Source organism: Staphylococcus pseudintermedius (genome assembly GCF_001792775.2).
Taxonomy (GTDB): Bacteria; Bacillota; Bacilli; order Staphylococcales; family Staphylococcaceae; genus Staphylococcus; species Staphylococcus pseudintermedius.
In genome coordinates this window covers 92,629-113,806 of the sequence record NZ_MLGE02000006.1, presented here as the reverse complement: position 1 = coordinate 113,806, position 21,178 = coordinate 92,629, and the positions used below count along the sequence as shown (strand labels likewise).

15 protein-coding genes are annotated in these 21,178 nt (G+C 38.8%); 6 read left to right on the top strand and 9 right to left on the bottom strand.

The features are described 5' to 3' along the window. Nucleotides 1-199: 199 nt before the first annotated feature. Complete coding sequence (locus BJK46_RS06480) at nucleotides 200-1,270, bottom strand: PTS sugar transporter subunit IIC (protein ID WP_014613010.1); 1,071 nt, start codon at nucleotides 1,268-1,270, stop codon at nucleotides 200-202. A 320-nt stretch (nucleotides 1,271-1,590) separates the two neighbouring features. Next, on the bottom strand, nucleotides 1,591-2,670 hold the full coding sequence (locus BJK46_RS06475) for a Glu/Leu/Phe/Val family dehydrogenase (RefSeq protein WP_015729615.1): 1,080 nt from the start codon (nucleotides 2,668-2,670) through the stop codon (nucleotides 1,591-1,593). Nucleotides 2,671-3,197: 527 nt separating this feature from the next. Here BJK46_RS06475 and scdA point away from each other — a divergent pair. Continuing rightward, nucleotides 3,198-3,872 carry an iron-sulfur cluster repair di-iron protein ScdA gene (gene scdA, locus BJK46_RS06470; protein ID WP_014613008.1) on the top strand — a complete coding sequence of 225 codons (675 nt, stop codon included), beginning with the start codon at nucleotides 3,198-3,200 and terminating at the stop codon, nucleotides 3,870-3,872. A gap of 71 nt (nucleotides 3,873-3,943) precedes the next feature. Here scdA and BJK46_RS06465 read toward each other — a convergent pair whose 3' ends face one another. The 5 genes from BJK46_RS06465 to BJK46_RS06445 all read right to left on the bottom strand — a co-directional run bounded on the left by BJK46_RS06465 (nucleotide 3,944) and on the right by BJK46_RS06445 (nucleotide 9,467). After that, nucleotides 3,944-4,477, bottom strand: a complete 534-nt coding sequence (locus BJK46_RS06465; protein ID WP_014613007.1) for an LURP-one-related family protein — start codon at nucleotides 4,475-4,477, stop codon at nucleotides 3,944-3,946. A 4-nt stretch (nucleotides 4,478-4,481) separates the two neighbouring features. Continuing rightward, complete coding sequence (locus tag BJK46_RS06460; protein ID WP_014613006.1) at nucleotides 4,482-5,627, bottom strand: glycerate kinase family protein; 1,146 nt, start codon at nucleotides 5,625-5,627, stop codon at nucleotides 4,482-4,484. Between the two features lie 170 nt (nucleotides 5,628-5,797). Continuing rightward, a complete protein-coding gene (srtA, locus tag BJK46_RS06455; RefSeq protein ID WP_014613005.1) occupies nucleotides 5,798-6,394 on the bottom strand; it encodes a class A sortase SrtA in 597 nt (198 codons plus the stop codon). Nucleotides 6,395-6,779: 385 nt separating this feature from the next. Continuing rightward, nucleotides 6,780-8,045, bottom strand: coding sequence for a pyruvate MFS transporter (locus BJK46_RS06450; RefSeq protein ID WP_014613004.1), 1,266 nt, complete (start codon nucleotides 8,043-8,045; stop codon nucleotides 6,780-6,782). A 240-nt stretch (nucleotides 8,046-8,285) separates the two neighbouring features. Beyond that, nucleotides 8,286-9,467 carry an MFS transporter gene (locus BJK46_RS06445; RefSeq protein WP_015729616.1) on the bottom strand — a complete coding sequence of 394 codons (1,182 nt, stop codon included), beginning with the start codon at nucleotides 9,465-9,467 and terminating at the stop codon, nucleotides 8,286-8,288. A 515-nt stretch (nucleotides 9,468-9,982) separates the two neighbouring features. Here BJK46_RS06445 and BJK46_RS06440 point away from each other — a divergent pair. The 5 genes from BJK46_RS06440 to BJK46_RS06420 all read left to right on the top strand — a co-directional run bounded on the left by BJK46_RS06440 (nucleotide 9,983) and on the right by BJK46_RS06420 (nucleotide 16,836). Further along, nucleotides 9,983-11,938 (top strand): fructose-bisphosphatase class III, encoded by a 1,956-nt coding sequence (locus BJK46_RS06440; protein WP_037542294.1) that lies wholly within the window; start codon nucleotides 9,983-9,985, stop codon nucleotides 11,936-11,938. A 1,427-nt stretch (nucleotides 11,939-13,365) separates the two neighbouring features. Further along, on the top strand, nucleotides 13,366-14,760 hold the full coding sequence (locus BJK46_RS06435) for an alanine/glycine:cation symporter family protein (RefSeq protein ID WP_014613001.1): 1,395 nt from the start codon (nucleotides 13,366-13,368) through the stop codon (nucleotides 14,758-14,760). Nucleotides 14,761-15,116: 356 nt separating this feature from the next. Next, a complete protein-coding gene (locus BJK46_RS06430) occupies nucleotides 15,117-15,548 on the top strand; it encodes a pyridoxamine 5'-phosphate oxidase family protein (RefSeq protein WP_031253602.1) in 432 nt (143 codons plus the stop codon). 270 nt (nucleotides 15,549-15,818) lie between these two features. Further along, nucleotides 15,819-15,947: a VOC family protein gene (locus BJK46_RS12565; protein WP_015729617.1), complete on the top strand. Its 129-nt coding sequence runs from the start codon at nucleotides 15,819-15,821 to the stop codon at nucleotides 15,945-15,947. Between the two features lie 148 nt (nucleotides 15,948-16,095). Then, nucleotides 16,096-16,836 carry a MerR family transcriptional regulator gene (locus BJK46_RS06420; RefSeq protein WP_020219478.1) on the top strand — a complete coding sequence of 247 codons (741 nt, stop codon included), beginning with the start codon at nucleotides 16,096-16,098 and terminating at the stop codon, nucleotides 16,834-16,836. Between the two features lie 641 nt (nucleotides 16,837-17,477). Here BJK46_RS06420 and BJK46_RS06415 read toward each other — a convergent pair. Both BJK46_RS06415 and BJK46_RS06410 read right to left on the bottom strand, forming a co-directional pair. Further along, nucleotides 17,478-19,256, bottom strand: a complete 1,779-nt coding sequence (locus tag BJK46_RS06415; RefSeq protein WP_031253600.1) for an ABC transporter ATP-binding protein — start codon at nucleotides 19,254-19,256, stop codon at nucleotides 17,478-17,480. Next, nucleotides 19,237-21,030, bottom strand: a complete 1,794-nt coding sequence (locus tag BJK46_RS06410) for an ABC transporter ATP-binding protein (RefSeq protein ID WP_112424783.1) — start codon at nucleotides 21,028-21,030, stop codon at nucleotides 19,237-19,239. Before BJK46_RS06410 ends, BJK46_RS06415 begins: the two co-directional genes overlap by 20 nt. Between the last annotated feature and the right edge of the window lie 148 nt (nucleotides 21,031-21,178).

Below are 21,178 nucleotides of genomic sequence, written 5' to 3'. Positions count from 1 at the left end.
CATCATTTCGTGTCAATTTGTATAATAATTTGTCACAATTTATAAGAATTTTAAAAAGAACTTTTTTGTTGCGTAACTATTTTTAGATAACTTAATTGACCTGACCAAGGCGTGATGACTGACGTTTTCTAAAAGTTTAGGCCCCGAAATAAAAAAGCGCCACGTTGTCTCTTTCGACAAAATGACACTTTCAATGCTTTTATTTATTATCTTCTGTTGCAGTAAAACGATAAATTTCAGAGTCATACAATTTTAAAACTTTCCACAAAATGTAATCGACAATAAAGCCAACAACTAATGGAATGACGAAAAATACCGCAAGGACAATCAGTAAGTTGGTCATACCGTTGCCGTCCATTAATTCTAATGCTTTAATTGGGCCGACTAAACCAACAATACCGAATCCCGCTGTTTCTTTCACACCTGAAATACCGAACAATGCACCTGCTGCACCTGTTACGGCTGCTGTAATGCCGATTGGTAAGAGTAAAATAGGATAGCGAATAATATTAGGAATCATCATTTTCATACCACCTAATAAAATCGCGATCGGGACACCAATTTTATTCACACGTAATGTGCCGATGAACAAAACGACAGCTGCAACGGCAACACCAATCGCTGCTGATCCTGCTGCTAAACCTGAAATACCAATCGCTAAACCAACGCCTATTGTTGAAATTGGAGAAACAATAATGAATGAAAATAAGACTGCAATCAAAACGCCCATCAACACGGGCTGTAACGTCGTAAATGTATTCACTAAACTACCGATAGCTAACGTAATTTTGCTGACATAAGGTAATGTCGCTACACCGATCAGTCCTGCACCTCCGCCGACAAGAATAGGCAATAAAATCACGTTCAAACTTCCTAAGCGATTGCCTAACCATAACACAATCAGTACTGCAATAGATGCCGTAATCATTGTATTAATTAAATCACCAATACCAACCAATTGCCAACCAGCCTGCGTCACTTTAGCGGCCCCTGAACCGACAAATGATGCTGCGCCAACTAAAGCTGTTGCCATTGGATTTAAATTGAATTGTAACGCGATGAGGACACCGACCATAATCGGTAACGCAAATTGTACCCCTAAGACAACTTGATTCATCGTTGCGAAAATATCAGCGTATTGACTTAAATATTTAAACAATCCACCTAACACTGCATTCGGAATAAGCCCAGCAATAATTGCGATAGCTAAACCATTCAATACTTTGAACATAAATGTTTTAAATGTCATTCTCTGCTCTGCTACTTCCATTTCCTTTACCACCTCACTGTTAAATTACATTTGAACCAATGCGCTTCAAATGGTTTTCGAGGTACGCCGTTCATTCTACTTTTCCACTTTTTCTGTCCCCTTCAAATGCGCTTCGTACCACAATAGTGATAGCGTAACCGAACAAAGATCATTTAGCAACACCATTTTTTCAAATATTCGCAATTTAATGTGACATAATTCAATCCAACTTCATTTTATTTTAACTTGTCGTTTATTCCGTACATCATTCACTTTTCACGCAAAAAAAGAAGAGACAAGGACACATTAAAGTTCCCCTATCTCTCTTTATGCTTGTATGATTATTTTTGAGTTGCTGAATATTTACTATGTACACGCATCATCGTATCAATTCGTGATTCTGCAAGATGTTCCGCTGCTTGTAATGGTAAAATACCTTCTTCTTTTGCAATCGTGAAAATTTTATCCATTTGCTCGTAAATGTTTTTCACTTTCTTTTCAGCACGTTCACGGTTATATTGACCGTACAACTCGTCAGCTACGTTGATGACACCACCACTGTTAGCAACAAAGTCAGGTGCATAAGTAATGCCGCGTTCTTCTAACATTTGACCATGCTTGTTTTCTTCTAGCAATTGGTTGTTGGCACTACCGCAAATCATTTTCACTTTAAGCTCTGGAATCGTTTTATCGTTTAAAATACCACCCAGTGCACATGGCGCAAAAATGTCAGCGTCAACTTGATAGATATCATTAATTCCTACCGCTTCAGCATTAAAGTCATTCACTGCACGTTGCACGGCTTCCTCATTGATATCAGTCACAATCAGTTTCGCGCCTTCTTCATGTAAGTATTTACACATATGATATGCGACATTACCTACACCTTGTACAGCAACAGTTTTCCCGTCTAAACTGTCAGAGCCAAATGCTTCTTTCGCTGTACGTTTCATCGCATAATAAACACCTAATGCCGTCATCGGACTTGGATTACCACTTGAACCGTAAGACTCACTGACACCTGTCACATATGGTGTTTCTAAACGAATGAAATCCATATCTTCTACTGTAGTTCCTACATCTTCTGCAGTAATGTAACGGCCATCTAAACTATGAATATAGCGACCAAGTGCTCTAAAGAATGCTTCAGATTTATCTGTTTTCGGATCACCAATAACAACAGTTTTTGCGCCACCTAAATTAAGGCCGGCAGCTGCATTTTTATATGTCATCCCTTTAGCTAAGCGCATCACGTCGACTATCGCATCTTCCTCACTTTCGTAATTCCAGAAGCGGCAACCCCCTAATGCTGGACCTAAAGTTGTGTCATGAATACAAATAATTGCTTTTAAACCTGTTGTTTCGTCGTGGCAAAAAACTAACTGCTCGTAATCAGCTTGTGCCATCTTTTCGAAAATCATTGCCATTCCTCCTTTGTGTTTCACATTTCCCGTCAATGAAACCACATAATATCAGAATGGAACGTCTTATCTATTCAATTAAGTGAGATATCCGTCCCACTCCGCATTATCCAATATATCATATTTGCTATTTTTTGACCCCTTCAGCAAATACAATACAATGGTGTAAGCGGTTCCAATTCTATATTATAGCACATTTAAAACTTTTTGTATCATTACAAATTTGCTTTTTTGAGATATTTTTAAATTAAAATTTATGTAGCGATGCTCGTTTTTCCCTTAATTGACACAAATGCTTATTTTACCAGTACCATCAAAGTTTCTATCCTCTTGCATTGCGCTGACGTCTCTGTAAAAAGGTCACCTGTGTAATTTCCCGTTATTTGTAATTCTAAAATTTTTGAGCTAAGGAGATAATCATGTCAAATATATCCATTTTTCGAAGTGAACACATCCTTTTCCCTAATGTTCATTTTTTCACATTATTGATATGATGAATGTATTACAAGACGAAAGGAAGTTTTAGTATGATTGCTACCCAAGATAAAGTTGCGGATATCGTTACACATTATCCTAAAACAGCAGACGTTTTCCGCAAACACGGCATCGATTTTTGCTGTGGGGGACAGATTTCTCTTGAAGAAGCTGTTTCAAACCATCCTAAATTGTCGCTCACACCACTCCTTCAAGAATTAGAAGATGCAAGTCAACAACAAGGTGAAGGGATGCAACCACAATATTTATCTGTCCCTTCTTTAATTCAATATATTCAAGCTCGCTATCATGACACATTAAGAGAAGAGTTCAAGCAATTGACACCGTATGTCACAAAACTCTCACGCGTGCATGGTCCAAACCATCCGAATTTAGTGACATTAAAATCAACTTTTGATGCATTTAAATCAGCAATGTTGACACATACAGATGAAGAAGACCAAAACGCTTTTCCTAAATTGGTGCGTTCTGCCAATGGTGAAACTGTTGAAGATATAGATGCCGTCGTTCAATCGCTCGTCGATGATCACGATGAGGCGGGGGCATTACTTCAACAGATGCGTGAACTGACGCATGATTTCCAACCGCCAGCTGAAGCATGCGGTACTTGGCGACTCGTTTACGACCGAATTGCACACTTAGAACGAGAAACACATGCGCATGTCCACTTAGAAAACCATGTGCTCTTTCCTAAAATAACAGGTTGATGACGCCCTCGATCACATGTGAAGACATCACCAACCTATTTGAATATATAGTCACTGAGGCCTCTATCGTTTCAGTGGCTTTTTCTTGCGATTGAAATGAATTCTTGTCCTACTTGAAAGAGTAAAATCAACAGCGCTGGATGGGTCATACCGTCATGAATTTCAATACGGTATTCAGGCTTCAACTTAAAAATTGACGCTGCAACAGACATCACATCACGCCCCGATTCATCGCGCACTTCAGCATTGTATGTAAAAAAGCGAAATTTAAACTTAAAACGGTCGCCCTCCGTTGTATCATAGTAAAAGCGTAACGGCAAAAGAGAACTCGCACGAAAACGCCCCATCAACTGCTCATTTTGATACACTTGCCAAGTTGGCAATAACCAACCGAAGACACCTTTATTCCGCGATAAATAAAAACGGTTTTCGCCATCTTCAATTTCATACTCTTGCCATAAATAATTGAATAGCAATGACAGCTTGAACCGTTGTTGACCACGGGCCAACTTCAATTGATATACGGGTTCGTCTTTGTCATTGAATACCGTCATGATTTTTTTCGTAACATCCCAAAAATATTCTTTGTAATGAAATTTTTGCATCCGTTTACCTCTTCTCTTTCATCAGTTGATAAAATTTTGCCATATGCCGCGCCCATTGTTTTAAGTGCACAGGCCCTTCATTGATTGCTTGTTCTAGAGACATGGGCCCTGTTGACATACTGTATACCGCATCAATACCATGCTTTTCAACTGCTTCATACCCTACGCCCAATTTGCCGGCAATCGCAATAACAGGCTTTCCATACTTTTTCGCTGCTTTAGCGACGCCCACTGGTGTTTTACCGTACACAGTTTGTCCATCAATCGCACCTTCCCCAGTAATGACAAGGTCTGCACGTTGCACATACTCGTCAAATTGCGTCACCGAGAGGACAATGTCAATGCCATGTTTTAAGTCTACGGGAAGACATGCCAACAAACCTGCACCTAATCCCCCTGCAGCACCCGCACCTGGAATATCGGCCACTTGTTGCTTTAAATCTTGTTCAATTACAGTATGAAAGTGTGACAAAGCGGCTTCTAATATGACTTGGTCCGCTTGACTTGCACCCTTTTGCGCACTATAAACTGCAGTTGCCCCATTCGGACCGAGCAACGGATTATCGACATCACAAGCGATTTCAAGTTGCACATTTTGAAACCTTTCATCTATATGCGACATGTCGATACGATTTAATTGCGCTAAAGCTTCACCACCTCGAGAAATCGGCTGGCCCTTTGCATCTAAAAGTTGGACCCCTATCGCTTGGAGTAACCCAGCACCTCCATCATTCGTCGCACTGCCGCCAATCCCTAAAATAATATGTGACACACCTTGATCGAGCGCATCCAACAACAATTGTCCCGTGCCATACGTAGAGGTCATACGTGGATTTCGTTCATTTGACAACACTAAATCTAATCCAGAAGCTGCCGCCATTTCAACGATTGCGGTCTGTCCTTCATTCGCAAGGCTGTACGTCGCTGAAATAGGACGACCTAATGGATCTTGAACTGGAATCGTTCGCCACACACCTCGTAGTGCATCGTGAAGTGATTGGGTCGTTCCTTCTCCCCCATCAGCCATAGGTATTTTATGAAACGTTATTGTATCACCCGCAACGTCACGCCAACCTTGTTCAATTGCTTCTGCAGCTTGCATCGCGGTCATAGATTCTTTAAATGAGTCAGGTGCAATGAGTATATGCATCAGTAGTCCTCCCTTAACCTTAGTACTTCTTATATTATAGGTCCGGCGATGAGAATTCAAAAGAATTATGAAACCGCTCTCAACAACACCATTAACATGCTAAATAAAAAAGGTAATGCCTCGCACATGCGATACGACATCACCTCTAAGTTTAATTATCCATTTGACGACTACACACGTTCTGCTACATAAATTTTGCGTGTCAGCCACTGACCTGTTTTCTCATCGTAATCATCACAAGTAATGAGTGTCAGTTGGTCTTTATCTTTCTTCATCTCTTCCAACACTTCAACTTGATACGGATCGACATCTTTAATCGACGTAATTTGATATTTGCGCGTTTCTTTACCCAGTTTAAAAATTACTTCTGCACCCTTTTTCGCTTTGTGTAACTCTGTAAATTGATAGTTCAAACTATAATTCGTATGTCCCGCAATAGCGATATTTTGGTCTTTGAGTGATTCATCCTTTTCCGCCAAACTGACACCGCGCTCCAATTGTTCAGGTGTCGCAGGACCAGGATACACAGCTTCTTTTATACCGACTGACGGCACTTCTAATACACCAACGACTTTCGACGGGTCTTTCGGAATTTCAGGCACTTTTGATGGTGCATTTTGTTGACTTTCTTCATATACTTCAATTTTTTGTTCATTTTCTTTATTGGTCAAATATGCATCAATTTTCGGCTTAAAGATTAAATATACGCCTGCTAAAATCAATGCAATACCAATAAGTGGAACCAACCCACGTGTTAATTTTTGCATCGACTGACCTCTTTCACGATGATTTTATGCCTCTTATTATATCCCCTCAAGCCCAAATTGAAAATAAAAAAGAAAATAGTGGTTACTGTTTATCGCAGTAACTGTCTGACTTCTCAATGTCTGCACTTTTGAGAAGTCGAGTCAGCCTTGCGGGGGGCAGTACGACGAAACCTTGGTGACACATGAGATTTCTGTACTGCTCCCAAAATCCAATTCGACACCGGTCAAGTGTACATTTCAATCAAGCTGAATTGAGTTGAAGATTCAGTCCCTAGGAACGCAAAACCATGAAGGCAATCAAAAGTACAAAACATATGGAAAGGGGAAGTTAAAGAAAACATTGCGTCAATAGCATGAAAAATTTCAGTCCCACTTCCTCTATTTATTACGCTTCGTCTTTAATTAAAGGTTGGTCCGGCTTAACAAAGAACCATAATACAATCGCAACGACTACTAAAATAAGCATCGAGCGTAATGTTGGAATCCAACCGATCATTTCTGCAAGGTAACCCGCAAAGATCGGACTTAATACCGCACCGATATTGCCCCATAAGTTCATCCACCCTGAAACAGTTCCTGAATAGTTACGTCCTAAATCTGTCGCTGAAGCCCAGCTCATAACCATCGCTAAACCGATACTACTCAAACAAAGTGACATCCAAACAATATTTTTCACTAAGCTATCTGAAGTGACCGCGAAATTAAGTGAAATACCAAAAATCGCAAAACCTGCAATGGCAATAATACCACGTGCCGCAAAACGTGATTTACCACTGCTCAAGATCTTATCTGAAATCGTACCACCACTTAAAATGAAGACGAACATTACTAACCAAGGAATACCCGCGATTTTACTCATTGTATCTCGGTCAACGTGGAATTGTTCCATTAAGTACGTTGGATACCAGTATAAAAATAATGTAATAACAAATTGAACTACGAAATATTGTAATGCAATCGCATAAAAACTAAAGCGTGAGAAAAACGCGCCCCATGGTGGTGTTGTCTTTTTCGTTTTAACAACGTCACGGTTTTCCATAATGAAATGTTTTTCTGCTTCATTCACCATTTTATGATGTTCTGGTAAGTCTTTCGCAATAATTGCCCATAAAATCGCAATTAAGAAACCAACCGCACCAAAAATGTAGAACACAGCTTGCCAACCAAATGCATTAGAAATTGTCACTGTTACAATTGGTGCAAGTACAGGTCCAAAATAAGAACCCGCTAATAACGCACTTGCCGCACGCCCTTTTTCATGCTTGCTGAACCAATATGTATTGAATACAGCGTTCGACGGAAACATTGGCGATTCCCCTACACCGAATAGAAAACGGACGAAAAACATTAATCCATGATTTTTCACCATTCCTGTAAAGATTGTAAATGCACTCCACCATACTAACGCAATCGTAATCATCTTTTTAGGTCCGTATTTCTCAGCTAAAAATCCTGATGGTACTTGCATCAATGCATAACCTAAAGAGAAAAATGAACCTAAAAATCCAAATTGTGCTTTTGTAAGATGTAAGTCTTCCATCATTGGTACCGCAATATAAGAGATATTAGAGCGGTCCATATAGGCGATGACACCAATTAAGAAAAACACACCTGCAAATAGCCAACGGACATTCGTTTTCTTTTGACTCATAATTTTTGCCCCTCTTTCATTAGGTCACCTGATGACCTTTCATGTAGCTATCTGAATATACCACATCAAGAAAGCGGTTACAATAAAATTTCGAACATTTTTTGAACGTTTTTAGAAGATTCTTTAATAATTTACACTTTAATTAACAAAAATGGCTTAAACCTCCATCATTACAAGGGATTAAGCCATTTTTTAAAATACTAATTTATTATTTTTTTGGTTATTTACTATGCTTCGCAACTATTGCATCACTTTTGGCTGACGACGGCCGTGAATAAAGGCATATAAAATGATACATAACAATAAAATGATACCTATCGCTACATACATCATACGATAACCGATAGCAGGTAAAATCATGCCGAGTAACGCTGGACCAAAACCAACGCCAACATCTAGTCCGATGAAAAATGTGGATGTTGCAAGACCGACTTGATCTGCACGTGATACTTTGACAGCTACAACATTACCGACAGCCGTCATACTACCATAGCCAATACCGACTAATGCACCAGACAATAACAATGCCCATCCACTATGTGCTATCGCTAATATTAATATACCTACACCAAATATCACTAGTGCAGGATAAGCAACCCAATTTTCATGGAAGCGATCCAAAATACGACCGACGAATGGGCGTGTGAAAACTGAAGTGATTGCATAGAAGATAAAATAATAGCGCGCCACTGCAGTTAAATTAATTTCTACGGCATACAATTGTAAAAATGATAAAACAGAGGCGTAACCTAAACCACAAATGAGGACGACAAGCGCAATCGGAATCGCTGGTACTGAAATAAATTGCGAAATATGAAAGCCTTGGTGGTCAGATTGTTGATCAGCCATTTTGACATTGACTTTTAAAAACAGTGCAAAGATGAACGCTAAAATCGCAACAATGAGACAGACTGTGAATAAAACGAATGTTGGATAAATGCCTGCTAAATATAACCCTAAAAACGGACCAATCGCGGCACCTATCACTAAACTTAAACTGAACAAACTAATCGCTACACCTCGCCGTTCAACAGGTGCAATCAGTGGCACAATCGTTCCTGTCGCAGTTGTCGCAATCGCAAGCGCCATCCCATTTAAAAAACGAGTCACAAATAAAAAGATGAGACTCCCTTCAATGAAGTAAAAACATTGCGTGATAATAAATAACACTAATCCAATCATCAACAATCGTTTAGGGCCCACTTCATGAATATAGCGCCCACCTACGAAACGGCCAATCAATGCACCGACGATAAAAATACCCGTAATCAATCCTGCAACACCGGTAGATACGTCATAACGTTGAATGGCATATTGCGCGATAACAACAATAAGTAAGTACATCGCAAAATAAACAAAAAAACTGACTAAAAAGTTGAAGATATAATTTTTTATAAACGCTTGATGCTCTTGATTTTGCACTCAAATACTCCTTTCTCATTTCGGTGAGCTAAGCTAACTAATAACTTTGACATTATATCGCGCTATTATCATAAAATCAAGGGCATGACATACAAAATGCAAAGTGTATCAATAATATTCAAAAAGTTGAGCATCTTCATTGTAGACAATCTGTACATAATCAGGTTCGTTTAACTTCTATAAATAATGTGGTTTAATAGAGTTGAAACGGTTAGACACAGGTCAACTTCATATTTGATAAATAAGGGCAACTTGGCTTGTCATGATGATTGAAGACGGGTGAGAAAGATTCGTATTGTGCTGGCCGTACTACTTTCATTGAACGTGCTATTGAACACAAGAACACGTGCTTCCTTGATTAATGCACATCAAGTACGCGGAACACCATTTCCCACTGATGATCTTCCTCTATCACACAAGTTCATCCATTTTGAGCTACTTAAACAAAAGCAGTATCATTCATGGCCTGCGATAATCTAAAAAACGAACAATTTATGGGTAAAGGAGAAATTCATATGTCATCTCAAACAGAAAAAGAGTTAAAAAGGCAGTATTTAGATTTAATCGCTGAAAAATTCGATTCAGAAGAAAAAGTTGCGACTGAAATTATCCATTTAGAGTCGATTTTGGATTTACCTAAAGGTACAGAACACTTTGTGAGTGACTTACACGGTGAATATCACGCATTTCAACATGTGTTGCGTAATGGATCTGGTAATTTACAACAAAAGATTCATGACATTTTCAAATCACGATTAGACCCCCAAGAAATGAATGAATTGATTGCATTAGTCTACTATCCAGAAGAAAAAATTAAGCGTATTAAAAATGGTTTTAATACAAAAAGTGAACGTCACACATGGTATGAAAAAACGATTAATCGCTTACTAGAATTAGTAAAATATACCTCTTCCAAATATACACGTTCAAAATTACGTAAATCATTAGCGCCAGAATATACATTTATCATTGAAGAGTTACTCTATAAAAGTAACCAATTCAACAACAAAAAAGATTATTATGATGCAATTCTGAGACAAATTATCCAATTGAACCAAGCGGATAAACTTATTATCAGTCTTGCAAATACGACACAAAGATTAGTTGTAGATCATCTCCACGTCGTTGGTGATATTTACGACCGTGGTCCTCACCCAGACAAAATTATGGATACACTCATTGATTACCATTCTGTCGATATTCAATGGGGGAACCATGATGTTTTATGGATGGGTGCCTACTCTGGTTCAAAGGTGTGCCTCGCGAACTTACTCCGCATTTGTGCACGTTACGACAATCTCGACATTATTGAAGATGCTTACGGTATTAACTTGCGTCCATTATTAACACTAGCCGAAAAGTATTACGATGATAATGAGGCATTTCGTCCGAAAAAACATCCTGAGAAAAATCCATCAGAGTCAGAAATTTTACAGATTACTAAAATTCATCAAGCCATTGCAATGATTCAATTTAAATTGGAAGGACCGATTATTAAACGTCGTCCTGAATTTGAAATGAATGAACGTTTACTGCTCGATCGTGTGGATTATCGCAACCGTACAATCGAACTGAACGGCAAAGTCCATCCGATTGAAAATACATGTTTTAGAACAGTAGACCGTCGCCAACCTACTGCATTGCTTGAAGAAGAGCAAGAAGTGATGGATAAGTTGCTCACATCTGTACAAGAATCTGAGAAATTGCGTCGTCATGTAGACTTCTTAATGAAAAAAGGGAACTTGTACTTACGTTACAATGGTAATTTACTCATTCACGGTTGTATTCCCATTGACGAGCAAGGTGAAATGGAAGGTATGACAATTGATGGCCGTTTCTTGACTGGACGTGAACTGATTGATGAATTTGAAAAGCACGTCCGTTACGCTTATGAACATAAAGAAGTAGAAGATGACCTTTCAACGGATTTAGTCTGGTATTTATGGACTGGTAAATATTCATCATTATTCGGTAAACGTGCGATGACGACATTCGAGCGTTACTTTATTAAAGACAAGAACACGCATAAAGAAGTGAAAAACCCATACTATCGTTTGCGTGAAAATGAAGACGTTGTGAAAAAGATGTTGGAAGAATTCGACATGAATCCCGAACAAGGTCGTATTATTAACGGACATACACCTGTGAAAGAGCGCGATGGTGAAAATCCTATTAAAGCAAACGGTAAAATGCTTGTTATTGACGGTGGTTTCTCTAAAGCGTATCAATCGACGACAGGTATCGCGGGCTACACGTTGCTGTATAACTCGTTTGGTATGCAGCTTGTGGCGCACCAACATTTTAATTCAAAAGAGAAGTTATTAGAGACAGGTGAAGATGAGTTGTCTATTCGTCGTGTTGTGGATAAAGAGTTGGAGCGTAAGTTGATTCGAGATACGAATGAGGGGGCCGAGTTGCAGAAGGAGATTGATATGTTGAAAGCGTTGATGTCGTATCGTTATATGAAATGACGTGGTATTTGAGAAAATCACATGTAGATAAATGAACGATTCTTTATATTGAAATAGCTGTTCTTATTGATTGGTACCTATACTCGTGTTCCTAGGCGATGACCCTACAACTAACCAACGCTTTGACTTAGCTGTTACATTTGTAGAGGTAGCGGTTGTGGATTTTGGGAGCAGTACAGAAATCTCATATACAACAAAGATTTCGACGTACTGCCCCCGCAAGGCTGACTAGGAGCTGGGACATTAAGTTTCCTCAGCTCCTTTACTATATTTTGTTGTGTATACCAAGGGATGGGGCTTGAAAAAATTAAGCCTCAAGCCATACATAGATTGTATATTCATTAATGACTTTAAAACGGTCGGAAAATCAGCGTGAATGGGATAAAAATTGATGCTATTGTTTTCTTAATTTCATAAACTTGCCTTCAGTACTGTGTATTTGATATAAGACTGCCCAGAAGGCTGAGACTCCTGAGGGATCAGCTGGTCCGGAAAATCCAATTCGGCTATCACCAAATGTACACTATAATCAAGCCGAATTGAGTTGTAGGGCCAGCCCCTAGGAACGCGAAGCCATGAAGGGAATCTAAAGCCACAAATCATAGGGAGGGCAAGTTTAACAAAAATATTGCATCAATAGCATCAAAAATTTTTATGTCCCATCCCAGACAGATACTGCGATAAACAGTAACCACTATTTAATTAAAGAGGCGACTGTCAGCAGTATGCACTCATTCCCTCAGGAGTCTCGCCAGATTCACAATTCAATAAGGCAACTTTTTTAATGAATCGTTCATTCTTTCATTTGAACAACAAAACAAATACACCTCTCCCCTTCTATTACCATACAATTTCACTGTTATGGGTTGAGCGTAGGAAGGATGAATATATCTTTCGAAGCTCTTGCAATTTTTGTTCAACATTTCAATATTTAAAAACACTTTTCACATGCGCTTCTTAGTTTCCTTTAACGCACCATCCACTTTCTCCTTGTTGTGGGGGTGAAAAAAAGTGCTTATTCCTTTATGACTGACTAGACTTTTCTAAAGCTGTAACACTTCAAATATAGAATGTCCCCTCATCTATAATGCTAGTTTTCATGCACATGCTTCATAAATTTTCGAGTAAAAAGAATTCAATATGTTGATTTCTCTAATGTTTGAAAATGGAAATTCAAATAAAAGTGGTAATGTTTGAAAGAAAGGTGTAAAATTTGAGAGTGCGTTTTTAATTTACTTGCATGCAATCAACAAGATGTAATGCGGTAACATGCGACGTGTTATGGGAAATGGCATTACCGATGTTGATATCTATTTAATTTAAAAGAGCAATAATTAGATTTTAGTATTATTTTACAATTCAAATCTATGTGTATTATAATGATGAAAGCGTTTACTTGAGAGATGCAAATATTGGAGGGGTACAGTGTGATTAATATCCTAGAAAAATTAAATGCGATATTATGGGGCGCACCGAGTCTCATTTTATTAACGGGAACGGGGTTGTTTTTAACCTTTGTGTTGAAGGGCATGCAGTTCACAAAACTGATTCATGCTTTCAAACTCGCCTTTGTTCCTAATAAAAAAGAAGCCGAAAGTGAAGGTGATATTAGTAACTTTAAAGCGTTGATGACGTCACTTGCCGGTATGATTGGTAACGGGAACATCGCCGGTGTCGCGACAGCTGTCACTTTAGGTGGTCCAGGTGCGATTTTTTGGATGTGGGTCGTTGGTTTGCTTGGTATGACAACGAAATATGCCGAGGCGTTGTTAGCGATGAAGTTCCGCGTTCAAAATGATAAAGGTGAATATTCAAGTGGTCCGATGTATTACATAGAAAAAGGGTTGGGTCATCGTTTCAAATTTTTAGCGATTGCCTTTGCGATATTCGGTGCCTTTGCTGCATTAGGTATCGGGAATAGTGTGCAATCCAATACGATTGCTGACGTTATGACGAATAGCTTTAACGTGAGTGGTTTCATCACTGGAATTGTATTAGTCATTCTCATCTCACTCATTATTTTTGGTGGCCTGAAACGAATTAGTAACGTTGCAGGATTCTTCGTTCCAATGATGGCGATTTTTTACATTGGTGCATCTGTGACAATTCTCATTATTAATTACGATCAAATTTTACCGGCATTCGGTTTAATTTTTAAATATGCGTTCACACCGGTATCTGCTGCTGGTGGTTTTACTGGCATTATGGTCATGCAAGCGATTCAAAATGGTGTATCTAAAGGGATCTTTTCAAACGAAGCTGGTTTAGGTACGGTCGCATTGATTTCTGGTAATGCTAAAGCCGGACATCCAGCGACACAAGCACTTGTAGCTATGACAGGTACATTTATCGTGACAATCATTGTCTGTACGATGACAGGTCTTGTTTTACTCGTAACAGGTTATTGGGATCCAACAGGTGGTTTATTGTCAGGCGTTTCACATGATGCAAAATTAGAAGCTGGCGCACTGACAAGTATGGCGTTCGGCGCAAGTTTGGGCACTTTAGGCGAATATGTCGTGTCACTTTCGGTTATTTTCTTCGGATTTTCTACCATTATCGCTTGGTTCGTGTACGGTGCGAAATGTTTCGAATATTTATTCGGTGTCAAATATGTCATGCTTTATGGCGTCATTTATGTCATTGCTACGTTTGTAGGAACAATTGCTAACCTTAAAACAGTGTGGTTGTTTGCAGATACTGCTAATGCGATGATGATGATTCCAAACTTAATCGGTATTTTATTCTTATATAAAATCATTAAGCAAGAGACTGAATCTTATTTCAAACCGAATACACAAAACTATTCTAAAACATCATGATATGCCAATGATACGATCTGTGTCCTTCCAACAGATCGTATCATTTTTTTGCAATGCTTTATCAACAAATTTGATGAAAAGGCGATATATAGACAGATAAAAATGAAACAATTGATTAGCAGTTTTATCACTGGTTTCGTAATATTTATAATGATACTGATCACAGGTGACACTATAGCATTTCCTGCATTATTATATGGATTTGTTGGATTTGTTGACTCTTAGGCAATATTTATGTCGTAAAACATCAAGAACGACAAAATCATCATTCATGTCAATAACCTCATGCCATATCATTCTCCAATGCCGCTCCGTTTATCATCATTGATTCAGGGTAAATTAACTTTGAGGTGATAATGATGAAACAACAAGCGATTGAAAAAATCAATCAAGTAATCGAACAGTCACGTATTGGTGTACTCTCTACTGCTGTCAATAATAAACCGAATAGCCGTTATATGATTTTTTATAACGATGACTTAGATTTATATACAAAAACGAGCCGTTCTACACGCAAGTTTGAAGAACTGACACAAAACCCAGATGCCCATGTATTATTAGGTTATGAAGAAGGTTCAGGTCAGCCTTATGTCGAAATTGAAGGTCGAGTCGATATCATTACCAACTCGAAAGAAATCGATTGGTTGTGGCAAGAACAAGATCACACATTTTTCGACTCTAAAAATGACCCTGATTTAGTGGTATTACGTATTATTCCATCACATATCACATTATTGAATAGTGATGAAACAGCAACCCCATTTGAAATTGATGTGAGCCAACTGTAACTAAAAAAGGCCGTATTTAAATGATTCAACGCTTACAAGAAGTCATGTTAAACGTGCAAGACCAAAAAAGCCAAACAATTTTGGACATCGCATTTTGATTTCTAAGTCGCATCTGATGATACAATTCAAGGTATGCGTGTCATTACTTTAAAACCAACAGACACAGCACAAACCGCCATCGTCCTCCAAGCCAAAAAAAGTTGAAGCGATGGGTTTCGGCGTCAATACAGGGACACCTTCCCTCATATTCGGGACAACCAATATCTATCGTTGTATGATGACTTAAAATCAAAAGGCATTCAAGTCGGCGAAAGAATGACTTTACCAACAGGCACCGTGTTTAACTTTGCTGATGATGAAAACAACTATTTCGCAGTCCGCCAAACTGAACAATCGTAAAAAACAAACACTATTCCTCAACAGCGTGTTTTCAATACTTAGCGCTATGGAGAATAGTGTTTTTTATATTTAATTACAAATTGCGCTTGACCTTCACGTTACGTCAAGCATTACACTGATATTATTCCAAAGAGAAAGGGGGTTCAATATGTATACCATTAAGGTTGTATCCGAATTGACAGGATTATCTACACGCACTTTACGCTATTACGACCAAATCGGACTTCTAAATCCGAGCAACTCGAGTGAAGCAGGTTATCGTCTATACAATGAGAAAGATATTGCGCAATTACAACAAATTATGATTTATAAAAATATGCAATTGCCACTTGGACAAATTAAAGCTGTTTTAGAGGAAGATACGCTTATTGAGGACACACTTAACAGGCATTTGCACTATTTAGAACAACAACAGCAGCAGATTGCCAAACAAATCAAACTCATCGAAAAACAACTTGGAGGGATCGAAATGACACAAGAAGAAAAATTCAGTCAGTTAAAAGCAGATGCACTCTCAGAAATTAACGCAAAATATGGTGAAGAACTTGCACAAAAATACACATCAACACAAGTTAAAGCGCAACATGAACATTTTAAAAATTTAACACAAGACGAATACCAATCAGCAGAATCAGCCGAAGCAACACTATTTTTATTGTTAAAAACGATTGAGGAACAAGCATTGCCTATCGCGCATCCAACTGCAGAACAAGCCTTTCTTGCACATCAAAATTGGCTCAAGCACATGGTTCCTAACTATTCGACAGACTATCATCAGCAACTCGCAGACCTTTATATTCAAGACTCTCGGTTCAGTGCCTATTACAAACAATATGCTGGCGAACAAGCGCCTTATATTCTAAACAAACTCATCAAGCATTATACGTAAACATAAAAAAATAGACGTCACCTTGGTACTTTCCAATTGACGTCTATCATTACTAACCTTTGCAATCCATTTAAAACGCATTTCTACCAAATCAATGACTTTTTCAACAATCACCTATCCTACAAACCAAAAATAAGACTTTGATATACATTAAGGTTTCATTTATAAAATATCCAGCCAGACTTAACGCGAAAGTGATTTGTACGTCATTAACACACACATTTGAGACTTGAGGTTCAAACACAGATTGCAAAAAAACGTGCAAGACTCCTGATGGAATGAGTTAAAGGCAAATTAATGTCATTTAACTTTAAAAGTGGCTAACGTTTAACGCAGTAGCTGTCTGACTTCTCAATGCGCATGCTTTTGAGTAGCCTAGTCAGCCTTGCGGGGGCAGTACGACGAAATCTTTGTTGCACATGAGATTTCTGTGCTGCTCCCAAAATCCACAACCGCTACCTCTACAAATGTAACAGCTAAGTCAAAGCGTTGGTTAGTTGTAGCGAGGCGCCTAGGAACGCGAGTCCAAAGCGTGCAATCCATTTTAAATTAAAATCAATCAAAGGGGCATAGGTTCAGCAATCTGAAGCTTGAACACTTCCCCTCGTGAATGTCTCAATATGTTCCCTAAACGATACAAATCACTCACCTTTAAGCTGCAACTGATACATTTTATAATAAATGCCGCCTTTTGCAATCAAAGCATCATGCGTACCACGCTCGACAATCTCACCTTGATTCAACACTAAAATCTCATCTGCATCTTGAATGGTCGATAATCGATGGGCAATCGCAATAGTTGTCCGTCCAGCACGCATTCGATTCAATGACTGTTGAATCGCTTCTTCGGTCTCAGAATCAATATTCGCTGTTGCTTCATCCAAGATTAAAATTTTCGGGTTAATTGCCATCGTACGCGCAAATGCAATCAATTGACGTTGACCACTTGAAAATGCACTGCCCTTTTCAATCACTTTATGATTATAGCCACCATCCAACTGCTCAATAAACGAATGTGCATGTACAAATTCCGCTGCTGCTTTCACTTCTGTTTCAGTCATTGTCGGATGATACAACTTAATGTTAGAAGCAACTGTGCCATAAAACATAAACGGATCTTGTAACACGAGACCCATATTACGCTTTAAATGTTCATGTGGAAAGGTCTTAATCGACTGACCATCAATGAAAATGTTACCTCGATTAAACTCATAAAAACGCATAAACAAGTTGATGATCGAACTTTTCCCCGAGCCTGTATGACCGACCAATGCAACTGTTTGACCCGGCTCAACTGTAAACGAAATATGCTTTAACACATCATGCTCACCGTCATAACTAAAGGACACGTCATCAAACACGATACGTCCTTCTGTGATTTCACTGTGACCTTGTGGATTCTGTAATGGGGCGTGTGTTGGATTATCCATCATTTTAAATACACGACTGGCCGAGACAATTGCTTGTTGGAAAATATTTAAGTTTTGACTCACTTGGTTAACGGGTTCAAAAAAACGCTGCATGTATTGAATAAAGGCATATACGACCCCTGCTGTCACCGTAGTCGAAAAACTTAAAATACCGAAATACGCCAAAATGATCACGGTTGAAAATGTTGACAACATCGTAATGGCTGGACGTAATAGCATCCCATCTAAGCGAATCGTTTTCATGGAGTATTCATAATGAGATGTGTTAATCGTTTCAAATTCGTCACGTAAGCGCGCCTCTTGATTGAACACTTGAATGATTTTCATACCTTCAATGGATTCACCGAGTTTCGCATTTAAATCTGATAAGCGACGTCTCGTTTCATAAAAGTAAACCGATGCATACTTACGATAAACAGCGAGAACGATAAAGACTAATGGTGTAAACAATATCGCGAAAAATGCCATGCGGACGTCTAATACGAACATCATCGTAAAACTTGCCAAAATCATGAAAAAGGCAATTAAAAATGATGATAAGACACCTGTGAACATTTCAACAATCGCTTCTGTATCATTCGTCAATCGTGATACTATACTCCCACTTGGTGTCGCATCAAAAAACTTCATACCTAAACGACTGATCCGTTTAAATGCATCAATTCTTAGTTGTTGAATGACTTTGAATGCTAAATATTGTAAATAATAAATACTTAAATAGGTCGTCACAGCGCCGATCAGTTGGATGCCGACGAACACAATTAATAGCATCACGATATCATTACCTGGGAAATATCTCGGCGTTAAATATTGGTCGATGAAGATTTTAACCAAATATGGGACCGACATACTCGCAGCAGTCGATAATGTCAGCATCGTCATCGTTAAAAAGATCAGCTTTTTAAACGGAAATGTATATCGGAGGAGTCGATATAACGTTCGTGTTTGTTCTTTCGTCGTCAATTGGGGATTACTTTCTTGTTGTTTCATTCATGTCACCTCCATTGACTTCGCTTTCTAAATCTTGTGTTAAACGGCTTTGCATTGCTTGAGATTGGAATGTTTCAGCATACCAACCGTGCTGCTGCAGTAATTCATCATGTGTACCCCGTTCGATAATCGTCCCGTCACGCATAACGATAATCAGATCCGCATGCATGACCGCACTCATTCGATGGGCAGTAATGATGTTGGTTTTACCTTGTCGCTCTTTTTTCAAGTTACCTAAAATGGCAGTTTCAGTTTCGGCGTCCACGGCTGACAATGCATCATCTAAAATCAACACTTGTGGATGGGTCAATAATGCACGGGCAATAGAAATCCGCTGTTTCTGTCCACCTGATAATGAGACGCCACGTTCACAGACAACTGTGGCATAGGCTAGTGGTAACGTTAAAATATCTTGGTGAATATGACTCATCGCGCTGGCATGATGGACCGCTTCATCATCAATATCGGGTTGACTAAACGCAATGTTCCCTCGAATCGTTGAAGAAAATAAAAAGTGTTCTTGCGGGACATAACCGAACTGTGCCCGCAACTTTCGAATATCATAGTCACGTAGCGGATGATGGCCATATTGAATATCTTCAGGTCGCTCAGTATCAAATTCACGTAATAATAGTCGAATAAGTAAACTTTTACCTGCTCCTGTATGACCGACAATTCCCACTGTCATCCCTTGTTGAATCGTAAAGTTGATATCATGCAAACTGGCATGTGCTGTATCTTCAAACTGAAATTGCTTTAAATTAAAATTAATATCGCCAGTCGGTGCGTCACTATTTTGGTATGTCGTTACAATACCACTTGGCACACTTTCAATCTCTCGTATACGGTCATATGACGCCGCCCCTCTTTGAATAATGTTAAAGAAAAAGCCTAGTGCTAGAAGTGGCCATACAAGCATACCTAAGTAAGTAGTGAATGTAATCAACTGTCCAATCGTAATCGAACCGTCAATTACCATATAGGCGCCAAATACAACACTCAGTAGATAACTCGCGCCAATGACCAGCTCAATCGTCGGGTCAAACAGTGCATCGATTTTCGAAACAACTAAGTTTTTCGCTACAACACGGTCACTCAATTGGCGAAAGTCATCTTCATCTGCTGTTTCATAGCCAAATGATTTGGTCACTTTCACACCCGCAATACTTTCTTGCGTTTTATCATTCAACTCACTAAACGCCCCTTGTGCTTCTTTAAAACCTTTATGCAACAAACGACCATAATAACTCGTTGAAATCACTAAAATCGGCAGTGGAATCATCGCGATGAGCGTTAACTTTGGACTAATTGTCACAAACATCATCAATAACGTCATTCCACCTGTAATCATTGCCTCTGAAATGGTCATCACACCAATGCCGGCTGTGTTTTGTACAGCACGAATATCATTGGTCGCATGCGCCATCAAATCTCCTGTTCGATATTTTTGATAAAACGATGGGCTCATTTGTGTATATTTCTCGTACAATTGTTCTCTTAAAATACGTCCTAATTTAGCACTGGCTCCGAAAAAGCGGGTGCGTAAAAAGTAACGTAATCCATAGACGAGTATACCTACTGAGAAAATAATCAAGAGGTATATCGTCAAGTTTTGCGGCGTTAATGTTTTTGCCGTAATATGGTCGATTACAAAACCTATAATTTGCGGTGGGATCAAACTCGATAATGCCGCTACGAACAACGCCATCAATGCTGTTATATAACGCCATTTCTCTCGTTTCAAAAACCACCCTAATTGTTTAAAAACTTTCATGCTGTCACCTGCTTTCGGTTGTTCCGAGTCAATACTTATCCTTCACTATCACAGTCTTTTAAAATACCATTCATTTCACTCATATGGCAATTTTGCTGTTTGTAAAAATGGGATAGGATATCAAAACTTTTGATGCCCCATATCCACT

What these genes read in the sequence shown, in the direction of transcription:
- BJK46_RS06480 (WP_014613010.1), bottom strand. Translation starts at nt 1,270, where the DNA reads ATGGAAGTAGCAGAGCAGAGAATGACATTTAAAACATTTATGTTCAAA.
- BJK46_RS06475 (WP_015729615.1), bottom strand. Translation starts at nt 2,670, where the DNA reads ATGATTTTCGAAAAGATGGCACAAGCTGATTACGAGCAGTTAGTTTTT.
- scdA (WP_014613008.1), top strand. Translation starts at nt 3,198, where the DNA reads ATGATTGCTACCCAAGATAAAGTTGCGGATATCGTTACACATTATCCT.
- BJK46_RS06465 (WP_014613007.1), bottom strand. Translation starts at nt 4,477, where the DNA reads ATGCAAAAATTTCATTACAAAGAATATTTTTGGGATGTTACGAAAAAA.
- BJK46_RS06460 (WP_014613006.1), bottom strand. Translation starts at nt 5,627, where the DNA reads ATGCATATACTCATTGCACCTGACTCATTTAAAGAATCTATGACCGCG.
- srtA (WP_014613005.1), bottom strand. Translation starts at nt 6,394, where the DNA reads ATGCAAAAATTAACACGTGGGTTGGTTCCACTTATTGGTATTGCATTG.
- BJK46_RS06450 (WP_014613004.1), bottom strand. Translation starts at nt 8,045, where the DNA reads ATGAGTCAAAAGAAAACGAATGTCCGTTGGCTATTTGCAGGTGTGTTT.
- BJK46_RS06440 (WP_037542294.1), top strand. Translation starts at nt 9,983, where the DNA reads ATGTCATCTCAAACAGAAAAAGAGTTAAAAAGGCAGTATTTAGATTTA.
- BJK46_RS06430 (WP_031253602.1), top strand. Translation starts at nt 15,117, where the DNA reads ATGATGAAACAACAAGCGATTGAAAAAATCAATCAAGTAATCGAACAG.
- BJK46_RS06420 (WP_020219478.1), top strand. Translation starts at nt 16,096, where the DNA reads ATGTATACCATTAAGGTTGTATCCGAATTGACAGGATTATCTACACGC.
- BJK46_RS06415 (WP_031253600.1), bottom strand. Translation starts at nt 19,256, where the DNA reads ATGAAACAACAAGAAAGTAATCCCCAATTGACGACGAAAGAACAAACA.
- BJK46_RS06410 (WP_112424783.1), bottom strand. Translation starts at nt 21,030, where the DNA reads ATGAAAGTTTTTAAACAATTAGGGTGGTTTTTGAAACGAGAGAAATGG.